Below are 14350 nucleotides of genomic sequence, written 5' to 3'. Positions count from 1 at the left end.
CTAATTCTTAAGGCTTCTTGTTCATCTTCAGCATTTAGTCGAAAGACATTGCCCTGTACGAAAGGGATTAAGACGACCTTGAATGTAGGTGCTGTATTTATCATAAGCTCTTGTCGAAAGACATTGCCCTGTACGAAAGGGATTAAGACACTTCATCAAGGCGATTGCTTTCTGCATACCAAGTCGAAAGACATTGCCCTGTACGAAAGGGATTAAGACAACGCTTGCCAATCAATCCCAACGCTTGCTAATTCGGTCGAAAGACATTGCCCTGTACGAAAGGGATTAAGACCGATTAACGGTATCAAGACCGATACCACAACCAGCGTCGAAAGACATTGCCCTGTACGAAAGGGATTAAGACAAATTTGGATCGTAATATTTGCTCCGCTCATTCGTCGAAAGACATTGCCCTGTACGAAAGGGATTAAGACTGCGGTCGAGTAGCTGGGCTTTGTGCTCCAGCTCTGTCGAAAGACATTGCCCTGTACGAAAGGGATTAAGACCAGCTAGCTCTGGGAAGGTATCCGTGGCGGTATAGAGTCGAAAGACATTGCCCTGTACGAAAGGGATTAAGACCTGTCTGCGATAATACTCATAACCAAACGCTCGACGTTGTCGAAAGACATTGCCCTGTACGAAAGGGATTAAGATGCATCTGCCCAATTAATATTGCTAAACATATCGGGTCGAAAGACATTGCCCTGTATGAAAGGGATTAAGGAAAAAGAAATTCTATATATAAAAAAAGCAGGCCTTCCGCCTGCTTTTTCTATGTATTTATTCTAATCTAAATTTACTTCGTATAACGTCTAAACACCAATGTTGCGTTTGTGCCGCCGAAACCAAAGCTGTTTGACATTACGGTATTTAAGCCCGCGTTTTCTTTGGTTTCTGTTACGATATTCATTCCTTCCGCTTGTGGATCGAGGGTTTCGATGTTAATGCTTGGGGCGATGAAATCGTTGTCTAACATTAATAAGGTGTAAATGGCTTCGTGTGCGCCAGCCGCACCTAATGAGTGGCCTGTCATTGATTTGGTTGATGAAATGGCCGGTTTTTCATCACCAAAAACATTTTTGATCGCACCTAATTCTTTCACATCACCCACTGGCGTTGAAGTGCCGTGTACGTTGATGTAGTCAATAGGAGTATCTACTGTTGCCATTGCTTGTTTCATACAACGTTCCGCGCCTTCACCGCTTGGCGCAACCATATCATAACCATCAGAAGTTGCACCATAGCCTACGATTTCCGCATAGATTTTTGCACCACGCGCAAGGGCATGTTCTAATTCTTCAACCACAACCACAGCACCGCCGCCTGCAATCACGAAACCATCACGGTTTGCGTCATAAGCACGTGAAGCTTTTTCTGGGGTGTCGTTATATTTAGTGGAAACTGCGCCCATTGCGTCAAATTCTGTGGCACATTCCCAGGATAATTCTTCTGCACCGCCGGCAAAAACAATATCTTGTTTGCCTAATTGAATTAGTTCTAAAGCGTGGCCGATACAATGTGCAGAAGTGGCACAAGCGGAGCTGATACTATAATTCACGCCACGGATTTTGTAAGGGGTGGCTAAACAAGCTGATACACTTGATGCCATTGTTTTGGTTACCGCATAAGGGCCAACGGCTTTCACGCCACGCGGGCCACGCACGGCATCGCAAGCGATAAGCTGATTGTGCGCAGAACCTGTACCTGCACCAATCACTAAACCGGTGCGATCGTTAGACACTTGTTCTTCTGTTAAGCCAGCGTCTTCAATGGCTTCTTTCATTGAAAGATAAGCATAAGCCGCCGCATCGCCCATAAAGCGATAAACTTTACGATCAATCAATTCTGAAGGTGTAATTTTGAGCGTACCTGCGATATGGCTACGCATACCCATTTCCACAAATTCTGGCACTAATTCAATGCCTGATTTACCCGCTTTTAATGAAGCTAATACTTCTTCTTTATTGTTACCAATACTGGAAATGACACCGAAACCAGTAATCACCGCTCTTCTCATAGATTATTCCTTTTGAGTTGAAAGAGTAAAAAATACAGTCGGTCGCTAACTTACTACGAAATGAAAATATTGCAAGCATTTCTTTGAAGGTTCGACCAATCCCGAAAATTTCGCTATTATAGCAAACTCAAGTAGCACAACAAAGATGCCAGCAAAGATGTTTAAACTTAACCACGCAGAGATCTATTTTAATCAAGAAAACACGCCCGTTTCCCACCAATTTGATGATGTTTATTTTTCCAACCAAGACGGTTTGGCGGAAAGTCGTTATGTGTTTCAGCAGGGAAATGCGCTGTGGGAACGTTGGCATCAGTTTAACCAAGGGCATTTTGTGATTGCCGAAACTGGCTTTGGCACAGGGCTGAATTTTTTTGCTGTTACCCAACTTTTTCGTCAGTTTCGCCAAGCCAATCCGCACAGCCCGCTGAAACGCTTGTTTTTTATTTCTTTTGAGAAATATCCGCTTAATCCAACACAGCTTGCCCAAACCCATCAGCCTTATCCTGAATTTGCCGATTTAAGCACGCAACTTTGTCGCCATTGGCAACCGATGATCACAGGCTGTCAGCGTTTTCATTTTGCCGAAACCTCATTGGATATTTGGTCTGGTGAAATTGCGGATAACTTACCGCAACTTGGCGATTATATGCAAAATCGCATTGACGCGTGGTTTTTAGATGGTTTTTCACCTAGCAAAAATCCGCAAATGTGGAACGAGCAGCTTTACAACGCAATGTTTGATTACTGCAAACCTAACGGCACATTTGCCACTTTCACCGCCGCAAGTGCGGTGCGAAAAGGGTTAGAAAATGCTGGATTTAGCGTGCATAAACGCAAAGGCTACGGTAAAAAGCGTGAATGTTTAGCGGGGGGGAAACCCGAAAACTTCACAAAAAATCACCGCACTTCCACGATTTTAACCCCTTGGTATTTGCCACAAGCAGCTCAAATGAACGAAGCGCAAGACATCGCCATTATCGGCGGCGGCATTGCTTCTGCCTTTACCGCACTTTCTTTATTGCAACGTGGTGCGAATATCACACTTTATTGTGAAGATGAGCAAACCGCGCTCAACGCTTCAGGCAACAAGCAAGGGGCATTTTATCCGCAGCTGAGCGATGATGATGAGCGTAACATTCGTTTTTATATTCACGCGTTTTTATATGGGCAACAGCAACTGCATTGGGCGATTGAGCAAGGCATTGAATTTGAACGGGATTTTTGCGGTGTGGCGCTCTGTGCTTATGATCATAAAAGTGCGGTGAAATTAGATAAAATTTCTCACTTAGATCTGCCCGAGACCTTATTCCAACGCCTTTCTCGAGCAGAATTGAACGAGAAAGTTGGTTTGCCACTGCCTTGCGATGGGGCATTTATTCCGCAAGGTGCTTGGCTTGCACCTCGTCAATTTGTGCAAAATTTATTTGCCTATTTGCAAAAGCGTGGCGTAACGATAAAAACTTCGCAAAAAATCACCGCACTTTCTCAACAAGGCGAAGGCTGGAAGCTGACTAATGCACAGGGTGAAACCTTTTCTCATCAGATCGCTATTATTGCTAACGGGCATAAGCTCAAAGACTTTAGCCAAACCGCACAACTGCCTGTTTACCCAGTGCGTGGGCAAGTGAGCCAAATTCCCACTACCGCACAGCTAAAACACCTTAAAGCGGTGCTTTGCTATGACGGCTATCTCACCCCTGCAGATCAAGAACAAACCAGCCATTGCATTGGTGCGAGCCACGTTCGTGATAATCAAGATCGTCAATTCAGCCAACAAGAACAGCAAGAAAATCAGCACAAAATTCAGCAAAATCTTGCCGGTGTAGAATGGGTGAATGAGATTGATACCTCAGGCAACTTAGCGCGTGTCGGCGTACGTTGCTCCGTGCGCGATCGCATTCCTATGGTGGGCAACGTGCCAAATTTCGCACAGCAAGTAGAAGACTATAAAAATCTCTTTAATCTACGCCGCCGCAAACAGCCTATTCCGCCTGCGTCAGTGCATCGTAATCTTTATTTAATCGGTGCGTTAGGTTCAAGGGGACTCACGTCCGCGCCTTTGCTTGGCGAAGTGCTGGCTTCATTAATTTATGGCGAACCTTTGCCGTTAAGTGAAGATATTTTGCATCAGCTCAGCCCAAATCGCAGCTGGATAAGAAAATTGCTGAAAGGCACACCAGTAAATAATTAGTGATTTTGTGATATAAATCACGATTTTCTCTTTTCGTTAAAATTCTATTTCTCTTTGAAGTTAATCTTATTTTATAATGAAAATTATGAAATGATACTTCAAAATATTGAAATTTAGATAGCAAACAGGAGAGAGCTATGCGTTTAATTCCTTTAAAAACCGCCGAGCAAGTCAGCAAATGGGCAGCACGTCATATTGTTGATCGTATTAATGAATTTAATCCAACAGAAGCGCGGCCTTTTGTGCTTGGATTGCCAACAGGTGGTACTCCCTTAGCAACTTATAAAGAATTAATTAAACTGTATCAGGCAGGGGAAGTGAGCTTTAAAAATGTGGTTACCTTTAATATGGATGAATATGTAGGATTGCCTAAAGATCATCCTGAAAGTTACCGCACTTTTATGTATAAAAACTTCTTCGATCACGTTGATATTCAAGAAAAAAATATTAATTTACTAGATGGCAATGCCCCTGATCTGGATGAAGAATGTCGCCGTTACGAAGAAAAAATGAAATCTTATGGCAAAGTGAATTTATTTATGGGCGGAGTAGGCGTGGATGGACATATTGCCTTTAATGAACCGGCCTCATCTTTAGCGTCTCGTACTCGAATTAAAACATTGACAGAAGATACCTTAATTGCAAACTCGCGTTTTTTTGATAATGATGTTAATAAAGTACCGAAATACGCCCTAACGATTGGGGTTGCAACCTTATTAGATGCGGCAGAAGTAATGCTTTTAGTTACGGGACATAACAAAGCCCTTGCGTTGCAAGCAGGCGTGGAGGGGAGCGTAAATCATTTTTGGACTATCAGTGCGTTACAACTACACCGCCACGCAATTTTTGTTTGTGATGAACCTGCTACACAAGAGCTAAAAGTAAAAACTGTCAAATATTTTACTGAGTTAGAAGCTAAAGCAATTCATAGTGTCTTATAGAGAAGGTAAAAAATGAGTTATGCATTAGTAAACGGAGTCGTTTATACCTCGCAAAGCGTGCAGTATGGGCAAGCAGTGATCGTCGATGGGGAGAGAATTGTGGCGATTATGCCACAAGAAAATCTGCCTGAAGGATTGCAACAAATTGATTTAAAAGGGAATAATCTAACAGCAGGATTTATTGATCTGCAATTAAATGGCTGCGGTGGCGTTATGTTTAATGGCGATACTTCAGTGAAAACCCTTGAAATTATGCAGCAAACCAATTTGCGTTCAGGCACGACAAGTTATTTGCCCACGTTTATCACGGCAGATGATGAAGGCATTAAGCAGGCTGTTTCAGTGATGGGCGAGTACCTTAAAAAGCATAAAAACCAAGCACTTGGTTTGCATTTGGAAGGTCCTTATTTAAGCGTAGAAAAGAAAGGCGTGCATCAGGCGGAATATATTCGTGCCATTAGTCCTGAAATGAAAGATTTTCTATGCCAAAATTCCTCGGTGATTAGCAAGATTACACTGGCGCCTGAAAACCCAACAGCGAAATACATTGGTGATTTTGTACAAAGTGGCATTGTGGTTTCCATTGGGCATTCCAACGCCACTTATGATGTGGCAAAACAGGCGATTGCCAATGGTGCAACTTTCGCTACACACTTGCATAATGCAATGTCACCGATTAGTTCAGGGCGTGAAATGGGGGTTGTCGGTGCCGTGTTAGATAGCGATATTTACACAGGTATTATCGTAGATGGTTTGCACGTTGAATTCGGCAATATCAAAATTGATAAAAAAGTCAAAGGCGATAAATTGTGTATCGTGACAGACGCCACTGCAGCCGCTGGTGCGAATATCACATCTTTCGATTTTGTGGGGAAAACCGTGTATGTGCGTAATGGTAAATGCTATGACGAAAATGGTACGCTCGGCGGCTCTGCGATCACAATGATTGAATCGGTAGAAAATGCGGTAAAACAAGTAGGGATTCCACTCGATGAAACCCTAAGAATGTGCAATTACTACCCAGCAAAAGCCATTGGTGTGGATGATCATCTAGGGGATATTGCTGAAGGGAAAATTGCTAACCTGACGTTGTTCAATAATGATTTTAAAGTGCTAGGCAGTGCAGTCAATGGGCAATGGCAATGGTATGAAAACTAAGAGAAAAAACACCGCACTTTATTGATAAGAAAAAGGTAGCACAGGCTACCTTTTTATTTAGCCTGTTTTCTCAGCTAGGCATTTTGTTCAATTCATTTTAAAATACCCCCATTATCGGTTTTATGATGTAGGAAAAGAGAATGTGGGATCATCATCAAATTGCAAATGTTGATTTTGTTAAACAAATGAATAGTGCAGTGGTTTATAAATTAATTGATCAACAAGGACCAATTTCTCGTATTCAAATTTCAGAATTAAGCCAGCTTGCACCAGCCAGTGTAACAAAAATTACGCGAAATTTACTCGCGCGCGGTTTGATTAAAGAAGTTGAGCAACAAGAATCAACAGGGGGACGCCGAGCAACGTCGATTATTGCGGAATATAAGGCATTTCGAGCCATTCTAATTCGGTTGGGGCAAGAGCATATTACCTTTGCAATAATGGATCTTTCTACAAACTTATTAAAGAAAACCGTGATTGATTTGCCAGAGATGAATAGTGCCGCTGAAATCGAAGCATTTTTATGTACTCACTTGAAGCAATTCATTGAAGCCAATCAGCATCGCCGTAGTGAATTTATTGCAATTGGTGTTACTGTATCAGGCTTTGTTGATAGCAAAACAAACGCGATTGAACATTTATCTTATCTTAAGTTAGATGAACCTTGGTTATTAGCGCAAAAAATAACACAGGAATTTCAATTGATGACCTTTATTGGGCATGATGTGCGTAGCCTTGCTTTAGCAGAACATTATTTCGGTGTAACAAAAGATTGCTATGATTCTTTATTACTACGTATTCATCGTGGTGTTGGTGCTGGTATTGTGATTAATCACGAAGTATTCCTTGGTTATAAAAATAATGTGGGGGAAATTGGGCATATTCAGGTTGATCCTTTAGGTAAACGCTGTTTGTGTGGCAATGTAGGCTGTTTGGAAACCGTGGTTAGTAATGCGGCAATTGAAGAAAAAATGCAACGTTTACTTGAAGATGGTTATCAAAGCAAATGGATTTCTTTAGAAAGTCATGATATTGAAGCGATTTGTAAGGCAGTGAATAAACAAGATACCGTGGCAGTAGAGTTGATTGAACACGTAGGTATCCAAATTGGACGTGTACTTGCAATGAGCGTAAATATGTTTAACCCTGAAAAAATCGTGATTTCAGGAGAAATTACGCAAGCTAAGGATGTACTGTTTTCTGCTATTCGCCGCACCTTGGATAATTTGGCATTGCCTGCTTTTGTGAAAAATACTCCTTTAGTTGTTTCAGAATTACATAATGAAGATGTAATTGGTGCTTTTGCTTTGATCAAGCAAGCGTTGCTAGATGGACGATTATTACAGCATTTATTAGCTGAATAAGAGGAGGCTTTTACGCCGATTTGTATAATCTCTATGCGAATGAGAAAGAATTTAGAAAAAAGCGTAAAAAAAGAGTTGACGAAGGGGAGTCAGATCAGCATAATTAGCCCCGCAAAGCCGATGAGGTGAATGCAAAATGTTTGGCTATGTAGCTCAGTTGGTTAGAGCACAACACTCATAATGTTGGGGTCACAGGTTCGAATCCCGTCATAGCCACCATATTTGCGGGACTGGCGAAATTGGTAGACGCACCAGATTTAGGTTCTGGCGCCGCGAGGTGTGTGGGTTCAAGTCCCTCGTCCCGCACCATTCATTAGCTTGCAGTTCTTTAGTAGGTGGGGTATCGCCAAGCGGTAAGGCACCGGGTTTTGATCTCGGCATCCCTAGGTTCGAATCCTAGTACCCCAGCCATACTATCCAATTTCTTATCAAAAATTCTGATTATAGAATTCCTAATGGGGTATCGCCAAGCGGTAAGGCACCGGGTTTTGATCTCGGCATCCCTAGGTTCGAATCCTAGTACCCCAGCCATTATGATTTATTTTCTACCTTGTTTTTAGTTCTCTATAAATTCATTTAATAGCTTGCCTATATTTTTCTTTTATAAGGTCAAAAATTAAATATTGCAGCATTAAATTAATTTGGGATTTTATTCTGATTTTTATTGTTTTTCTGGTTTTAAATATTTTTAATTCTATTTAATTTATCGTTTTTCATCTTTTTATAGTTTTTTATCCTAAAAATGTCGCTTTAACTTTAGTCCTTGCTGTGTTATTGTGTGATACATCATTGTTGTGGATGATGTAATAAAAAGGAATATAACAAATGACAACGACTTCAAATTTTAATGCTTCTACGTGGCGTTCTAAATTTTCAGCTTTAGGCCCCGGTATTTTGATGGCTTCCGCTGCAGTTGGGGGATCGCATCTTATTGCGTCAACGCAAGCTGGGGCGATTTATGGCTGGCAATTAGCGATTATTATTCTTCTTGCAAATTTATTCAAATACCCTTTTTTCCGTTTTGGCGCTCAGTATACCTTAAGTACAGGGAAAACCTTGTTGGAGGGTTATAAAGAAAAAGGATATTTTTATTTATTAATTTTTTTCTTGCTTAATGTTTTTGCGACAGCGATTAATACAGCTGGAGTAGGTATTGTAACTGCAGCGATTTTAAGTTTTATTTTACCTAAAGAATGGGGATTAAGTATTTCTCAGGTGAGTACGGTTATTATTGTATTAACTTGGGGGATTTTATTACTTGGTAAATACCGCTTTTTAGATCGTTTATCGAAATGGATTATGATTGCATTGACTACGGCAACTGTAATAGCAGTAATTATTGCCGTTTTCAAGGAAAAAGTGATTGCACCAGACTTTATTGAGCCATCCCCTTGGAATATGCTTTCGCTTGGTTTTATTGTTGCCTTAATGGGCTGGATGCCAGCACCTATTGAAATTTCTGCTATTAACTCAATGTGGGTTGTAGCAAAAAGACGTTTTACTCATATAAATTATAAAGATGGGCTGTTTGATTTTAATGTAGGCTTTATTGGTACCGCTATTCTAGCAATGGTTTTTTTAGCATTAGGTGCACTCATTCAATATGGCTCTGGAGAAGTTGTGGAGCAAGCTGGTGTGAAATATATTGCGCAATTAATTAAAATGTATGCTTATGCTATTGGTGATTGGTCTCGCTTATTAATTGCATTTATTGCCTTAATGTGTATGTTTGGAACCACAATCACGGTGATCGATGGCTATTCTCGAGCTAATGCTGAAGCACTACGTTTATTATTAAATCGTAAAGAACACTCTCCAAAACAATTGGCTTTATGGATGACGTTTGCTGCATTAGCAGGCATAATTATCATTAGTTTCTTTATGAGTGATGTCGCAACAATGTTGCGCTTTGCTATGATTTGCTCTTTTGTTTCAACGCCTATTTTTGCCTATCTTAACCTTTCTCTCGTCTTAAAAGGTGAACATAAGGTTAAAGGTGGTTTATTATGGCTATCCTTCATCGGATTAATCTACCTTGCAGGTTTCACAATGCTATTCATCGCTTCACAGATGGGATTGTTTGGTTAGAGAATAAATAATAAAAAAATCGGGCTGTATTAGCGCTTTGCGGTACAGCCCGATTTTTATCATCTTGGTGGTATATAAGGTGTAGATGAATAATAGCGTTACACCTTATATGTATTCAAGTTATCTCATTGTTACAAATTCTTCTGAACCCGTTGGGTGAATAGCAACGGTGTTGTCGAAATCCGCTTTGGTTGCGCCCATTTTAATGGCAACGGCAAAGCCTTGGATCATTTCATCAACACCAAAACCAATGCCGTGTAAGCCGACAATTTTTTCATCTTTACCCACACAAACCAATTTCATTCGGCAAGGTTGGCGATGTTGGGTTACCGCGCTGTACATTGGCGTGAACGATGATTTATACACTTTCACGTTTTCTGCGCCATATTGCTCAATGGCTTGCGGTTCAGTTAAGCCGATAGTGCCGATTGGTGGGTGGCTAAACACTACGGTTGGCACAAGGTTGTAATCTAAATGTTCATTTGGTTTATTGTTGAATAAACGCTCAGACAAACGGCGTCCTGCGGCAACGGCAACAGGGGTGAGTTCAATGCCACCTTCAATAATATCACCCACCGCATAAATGCCTTTCACATTGGTGTTTTGATATTTATCTACTTTGATGAAACCTTGATCGTTAGTTTCCACGCCTGCTGCGGCAAGGTTGATGTTCGCCGTATTTGGTTTACGACCAATCGCCCAAATCACTTTCTCAACTGTTTGCTCACGTCCATCTTCTAATTTTAAGGTAAAAGATCCGTCAGCATTTTTAACCACTTCTTTTGGAATGGCGTGAGTGTGCAGATGAATGCCATCTTGCTCCATCACTTCCACAAGGGTTTCTACGATAAGCGGATCAAAACTACGCAATGGGCTTTGTTTACGCACGAATAGGTGAGTGTCCACGCCTAGGCTGTTTAATACACCCGCTAATTCCACTGCGATATAACCTGCGCCAACAACCGCTACGGATTTTGGCAACGCGTTTAATTCAAATACTCCGTCAGAATCAATGCCGTATTCTGCGCCTTTAATTTCAGGGTGAGCAGGATAAGCCCCTGTTGCAATCAAAATGTGATCTGCAGTGATTTTTTCGCCGTTTACTTCAACGGTGTGGGCATCAACAAATTTGGCAAAGCCTTTGATCACGTCCACGTTATTTTTGGCTAATACATTGTTATAAGAATTATGGATACGTCCAATATAAGCCTGACGATTTTCCACTAACTTACTGAAATCAAAGTCTTTTACCGCAACATCAAAGCCATAATCTGGAGCATACAGATTGATCGCTTCTGCCACTTGTGCGCCATACCACATCACTTTTTTCGGCACGCAGCCCACGTTTACACAGGTTCCGCCTAGTTCTTTTGCTTCAATAATGGCACATTTTTTGCCATAGCTTGCCGCACGGTTAATTGAAGCGATACCGCCACTTCCGCCACCAATGGCGATGTAATCATAATGTTTTGTCATTTTTAACTCCCTAAATTGGTGAATTGGGCCGTGAATGCGAAAAGCCCATAATAAATCTGCGCTTATTTTGCCGAAAAATACGAGGTAAAGCGACTAATTAATCTAATCGGTAAATTCTTACTCTGGCGTGATCCATTCCACCTTCCAGCTCCCTGTGCCTTCTGGCACAAGGGTTTTGGTTAAATAAGGCAGAATTTTTTTCATTTGTGCTTCTAGTTGCCAAGGAGGATTAACCACAATCATTCCACTTGCCGTCATTCCACGTTGATCCGAATCAGGACGCACCACCATTTCAATTTGGAGAATTTTGCGAATGCCCGTGTTTTCCAGCCCCTTTATAATACGCTTGGTTTGCTGACGTAGCACCACAGGATACCAAATAGCATAAATGCCTGTGGCAAAACGTTTTACCCCTTCTTCAATGGCTTTTACCACCAAATCATAATCTTCTTTTAATTCATAAGGGGGATCGATCAAAATCAGCCCACGTCTTTCTTTTGGCGGTAAGGTGGCTTTAATTTGCTGAAAGCCGTTATCGCGTTTAGTAGTAACATTATCAAATTCTTTGAAATTATTGCGTAATAATGGGAAATCCGCTGGGTGTAGCTCCGTTAATAACGCTCGATCTTGTGGACGCAATAAATGTGCTGCGATCAGCGGTGATCCTGCGTAATATCGTAGCGATTTGTCGCCATAATTCAGTTTTTTAATAAGGGCGACATAACGCGCTACTTCTTCGGGCATTTCTGTTTGATCCCACAAACGCCCGATCCCTTCTTTATATTCACCGGTTTTTTCCGCTTCATTGCCGAATAAGCGATAATGCCCCACACCGGCGTGGGTGTCTAAATAATAAAAGCCTTTGTCTTTTTGTTGCAGGCTTTCAATAATCAGCATTTGCACAATGTGTTTTAACACATCGGCAAAGTTGCCTGCGTGAAAGCTATGACGATAACTCAGCATTTTTTTGCCCTTAAAAATTTGATAAAAAAAGACCGCACTTTTACAGAATAAGGAAAAAGTGCGGGCATTTTTTGCGTTAAATTACTTCGCTAAAATGTTATGTAATGCTTGGTAGATATGCTGAACTTTTTCTTCTGGTAAGGTTTTGTTATCTTCATCAGAAATAATTACCGCACTTTGTCTGCCAAGTGAGATTAATTGCATTGTGTAAGTACCATTTTCTAATTTTGGATCAGCACTGCCAAATCTTGCCCATTCAGTGGCTTCTGGTGCTGAATAGCTTAATTCACGATAACCTTTCGCAGGGTTTTCTTCGCTTGTTTTAAAGCCTAATAAATTTAATGCAGGACGCAATTTATTCCAAGAATAGGTAAAAGAAGCATCTAAGGCTAAGGCTAAGCGACCGTTTATATCACGCGCTAACTGTGATTTAATTGGAATAGAAACGCCACTGTTTAATTCCTGTTGTTGCTTGTTGTAAGCGGCATTTAATTGACCAACAAGTTGGTTTAAGCGATCAGACGTATAGCGTTGAACATCAAGCTCAGTTGGGGTGAAAATTACATTATCACGTTTCATTTGCAAAATGGATACCGCTAATGCACTGGCATCTTTTGTGGTTACTTGCTCAATTAAATAACGAATTTGTGTGTTACCAAGATCATCTTTACGGCCAGTTGATGCCCAAGTTGTTTCAATTTGGCTGCTGGTGGCAGTGTAGCCAATACCTTGCTCTCTTAATAAACGCTCTACTTGTTTTATGCTATAAACATTTTGTTTATCAAGTGGATAAACAATTAATGAACGTTGTCCATCAAAACGTGTCATTGAGTTATTGATTAACGCAATAGGTGATGTTGGTGGACGAATATCCATCGGCTGATAGTTAATTTTGCCTGTTTCGGGTAAGCGATAGGTGCTATCTTCTTGTACTAAAGTTAGCCCGCCAGTATTCAAGGGCGCAAAGGAAACTTGCTGTTCAGTGTGTTTACCAAAAGTATCATCAGCGGATTGCTTGCTTTCATTGCTTGTTGAACAAGCGGCCAAAGTGAGTAATAGGGGAGTGGTAAATAACCAATATTTCATCATTATTCCTCAAGGTTAGGTTACGCGTTTGATATAAAGTAGCATAAAAAGATAAAAATATTCAATTTTCTGCAACTTTGACCAATTTATTCGGAAAAAGTTTAAAGGGGGCGAATAAATCACCGCCCCCTTTATTTACTATGGTTAATTATAATAATTTCGCCGCTTGAAGTGCTTTGAGCATAATTGGCTGTGCGCTTTCACTTAATACAGTGAGCGGTAAACGTAGTACAGGTTCTGGAATTAACCCGAGTTTATAAGCCGCCCATTTCACTGGAATTGGGTTTGATTCCACAAATAGATCTTTGTGAAGTGGCATCAAGCGTTGATTAATTTCTTCCGCTTCATCAAATTTACCAGCAAGGGCTAAATTACACATCTTCGCCATATCTGCAGCGGCAATATTGTTGGTTACAGAAATAACACCTTCACCGCCTGCTTTCATACTTTCTAAGCCGGTTGCATCATCACCGCTTAATACAATGAAATCATCACCGGCGAGCTGTTTAATTTTAGCCACGCGACTTACATCACCTGTTGCTTCTTTAATACCCACAATATTTTTAATTTTCGCTAAGCGAGCCACCGTTTCAGGTTGCATATCACTGCCCGTACGGCCCGGCACATTGTATAAAATTTGGGGTAAATCGGTGCTTTCTGCAATGGCTTTAAAGTGCTGATACATTCCTTCTTGGGTTGGTTTATTGTAATAAGGCACAACAGATAAACAACCAGCCACCCCACTGCCATTTAATAATTTCGTCATTGTGATGGCCTCACTGGTCGCATTTGCACCAGTGCCTGCAATCACAGGAATGCGGCCGTCTGCAAATTCAAGGGTTTTCAAGATGGTTTTTACATTTTCTTCAATGCTTAATGTTGCTGATTCACCTGTTGTTCCCACTGAAACAATCGCGTGCGTTCCTGCATTGATATGATGCTCAACGAGTTTCTTTAACGCATCAAAATCCACTTCACCATATTGATCCATTGGCGTGATCAGAGCTGTAATGCTCCCATAAAATAAAGGGTTGTTTGCAGACATAAGGGCCTCCGAATTATTTTT

General features: G+C 41.0%; 10 protein-coding genes, 4 tRNA genes and 1 CRISPR repeat array (1 of these 15 running past the window's edge). Of the genes, 9 read left to right on the top strand and 5 right to left on the bottom strand.

Features of this window, described 5'->3' with window-relative positions; genetic code table 11:
* Positions 1 to 725: direct repeats of the CRISPR family, unit length 37 nt; unit sequence GTCGAAAGACATTGCCCTGTACGAAAGGGATTAAGAC (it extends 1263 nt beyond the left edge of the window).
* A gap of 71 nt (positions 726 to 796) precedes the next feature.
* Positions 797 to 2017 carry a beta-ketoacyl-ACP synthase I gene (gene fabB, locus L5B76_RS03095; protein ID WP_103855823.1) on the bottom strand — a complete coding sequence of 407 codons (1221 nt, stop codon included), beginning with the start codon at positions 2015 to 2017 and terminating at the stop codon, positions 797 to 799.
* A 157-nt stretch (positions 2018 to 2174) separates the two neighbouring features.
* Between fabB and mnmC the strand changes: the two genes are divergently transcribed.
* From mnmC to L5B76_RS03050, 9 genes are all read left to right on the top strand, one after another.
* On the top strand, positions 2175 to 4208 hold the full coding sequence (mnmC, locus tag L5B76_RS03090; protein WP_265754180.1) for a bifunctional tRNA (5-methylaminomethyl-2-thiouridine)(34)-methyltransferase MnmD/FAD-dependent 5-carboxymethylaminomethyl-2-thiouridine(34) oxidoreductase MnmC: 2034 nt from the start codon (positions 2175 to 2177) through the stop codon (positions 4206 to 4208).
* 137 nt (positions 4209 to 4345) lie between these two features.
* A complete protein-coding gene (gene nagB / locus L5B76_RS03085) occupies positions 4346 to 5149 on the top strand; it encodes a glucosamine-6-phosphate deaminase (RefSeq protein WP_265754179.1) in 804 nt (267 codons plus the stop codon).
* A gap of 12 nt (positions 5150 to 5161) precedes the next feature.
* Positions 5162 to 6307, top strand: a complete 1146-nt coding sequence (nagA, locus tag L5B76_RS03080; RefSeq protein WP_265754178.1) for an N-acetylglucosamine-6-phosphate deacetylase — start codon at positions 5162 to 5164, stop codon at positions 6305 to 6307.
* Positions 6308 to 6447: 140 nt separating this feature from the next.
* On the top strand, positions 6448 to 7671 hold the full coding sequence (locus tag L5B76_RS03075; protein WP_265754177.1) for an ROK family transcriptional regulator: 1224 nt from the start codon (positions 6448 to 6450) through the stop codon (positions 7669 to 7671).
* Positions 7672 to 7813: 142 nt separating this feature from the next.
* Positions 7814 to 7890 (top strand) — tRNA-Met (locus L5B76_RS03070).
* 5 nt (positions 7891 to 7895) lie between these two features.
* Positions 7896 to 7980: transfer RNA gene (locus tag L5B76_RS03065), tRNA-Leu, on the top strand.
* 27 nt (positions 7981 to 8007) lie between these two features.
* Positions 8008 to 8082 (top strand) — tRNA-Gln (locus L5B76_RS03060).
* A gap of 45 nt (positions 8083 to 8127) precedes the next feature.
* Positions 8128 to 8202: transfer RNA gene (locus L5B76_RS03055), tRNA-Gln, on the top strand.
* 294 nt (positions 8203 to 8496) lie between these two features.
* Entirely contained in the window at positions 8497 to 9759 is a 1263-nt protein-coding gene (locus tag L5B76_RS03050) for an NRAMP family divalent metal transporter (protein WP_265754176.1), read from the top strand.
* 120 nt (positions 9760 to 9879) lie between these two features.
* On the opposite strand, the gene gorA is transcribed toward L5B76_RS03050, so the two are convergent.
* The 4 genes from gorA to dapA all read right to left on the bottom strand — a co-directional run bounded on the left by gorA (position 9880) and on the right by dapA (position 14329).
* Positions 9880 to 11235 carry a glutathione-disulfide reductase gene (gorA, locus tag L5B76_RS03045; RefSeq protein WP_265754175.1) on the bottom strand — a complete coding sequence of 452 codons (1356 nt, stop codon included), beginning with the start codon at positions 11233 to 11235 and terminating at the stop codon, positions 9880 to 9882.
* Between the two features lie 117 nt (positions 11236 to 11352).
* The gene (locus L5B76_RS03040) at positions 11353 to 12198 is read right to left on the bottom strand and encodes a 23S rRNA (adenine(2030)-N(6))-methyltransferase RlmJ (protein WP_265754174.1); all 846 of its coding nucleotides are present in this window, start codon (positions 12196 to 12198) and stop codon (positions 11353 to 11355) included.
* An 81-nt stretch (positions 12199 to 12279) separates the two neighbouring features.
* The gene (gene bamC / locus L5B76_RS03035) at positions 12280 to 13284 is read right to left on the bottom strand and encodes an outer membrane protein assembly factor BamC (RefSeq protein WP_265755515.1); all 1005 of its coding nucleotides are present in this window, start codon (positions 13282 to 13284) and stop codon (positions 12280 to 12282) included.
* 148 nt (positions 13285 to 13432) lie between these two features.
* Positions 13433 to 14329, bottom strand: coding sequence for a 4-hydroxy-tetrahydrodipicolinate synthase (gene dapA / locus L5B76_RS03030; protein ID WP_115249982.1), 897 nt, complete (start codon positions 14327 to 14329; stop codon positions 13433 to 13435).
* Between the last annotated feature and the right edge of the window lie 21 nt (positions 14330 to 14350).

The sequence above is a fragment of the Avibacterium sp. 21-594 genome, assembly GCF_026226815.1.
In the GTDB taxonomy this organism is placed as follows: Bacteria; Pseudomonadota; Gammaproteobacteria; order Enterobacterales; family Pasteurellaceae; genus Avibacterium; species Avibacterium avium.
Note: the sequence above shows the minus strand (reverse complement) of the source record. Positions and strands in the feature narration are given on the sequence as shown.

Excerpts from the sequence above, each read along its gene's own strand:
- dapA (WP_115249982.1), bottom strand. The coding sequence starts at position 14,329 with ATGTCTGCAAACAACCCTTTATTTTATGGGAGCATTACAGCTCTGATC.
- L5B76_RS03040 (WP_265754174.1), bottom strand. The coding sequence starts at position 12,198 with ATGCTGAGTTATCGTCATAGCTTTCACGCAGGCAACTTTGCCGATGTG.
- L5B76_RS03075 (WP_265754177.1), top strand. The coding sequence starts at position 6,448 with ATGTGGGATCATCATCAAATTGCAAATGTTGATTTTGTTAAACAAATG.
- nagB (WP_265754179.1), top strand. The coding sequence starts at position 4,346 with ATGCGTTTAATTCCTTTAAAAACCGCCGAGCAAGTCAGCAAATGGGCA.
- gorA (WP_265754175.1), bottom strand. The coding sequence starts at position 11,235 with ATGACAAAACATTATGATTACATCGCCATTGGTGGCGGAAGTGGCGGT.
- nagA (WP_265754178.1), top strand. The coding sequence starts at position 5,162 with ATGAGTTATGCATTAGTAAACGGAGTCGTTTATACCTCGCAAAGCGTG.
- bamC (WP_265755515.1), bottom strand. The coding sequence starts at position 13,284 with ATGAAATATTGGTTATTTACCACTCCCCTATTACTCACTTTGGCCGCT.
- L5B76_RS03050 (WP_265754176.1), top strand. The coding sequence starts at position 8,497 with ATGACAACGACTTCAAATTTTAATGCTTCTACGTGGCGTTCTAAATTT.
- fabB (WP_103855823.1), bottom strand. The coding sequence starts at position 2,017 with ATGAGAAGAGCGGTGATTACTGGTTTCGGTGTCATTTCCAGTATTGGT.
- mnmC (WP_265754180.1), top strand. The coding sequence starts at position 2,175 with ATGTTTAAACTTAACCACGCAGAGATCTATTTTAATCAAGAAAACACG.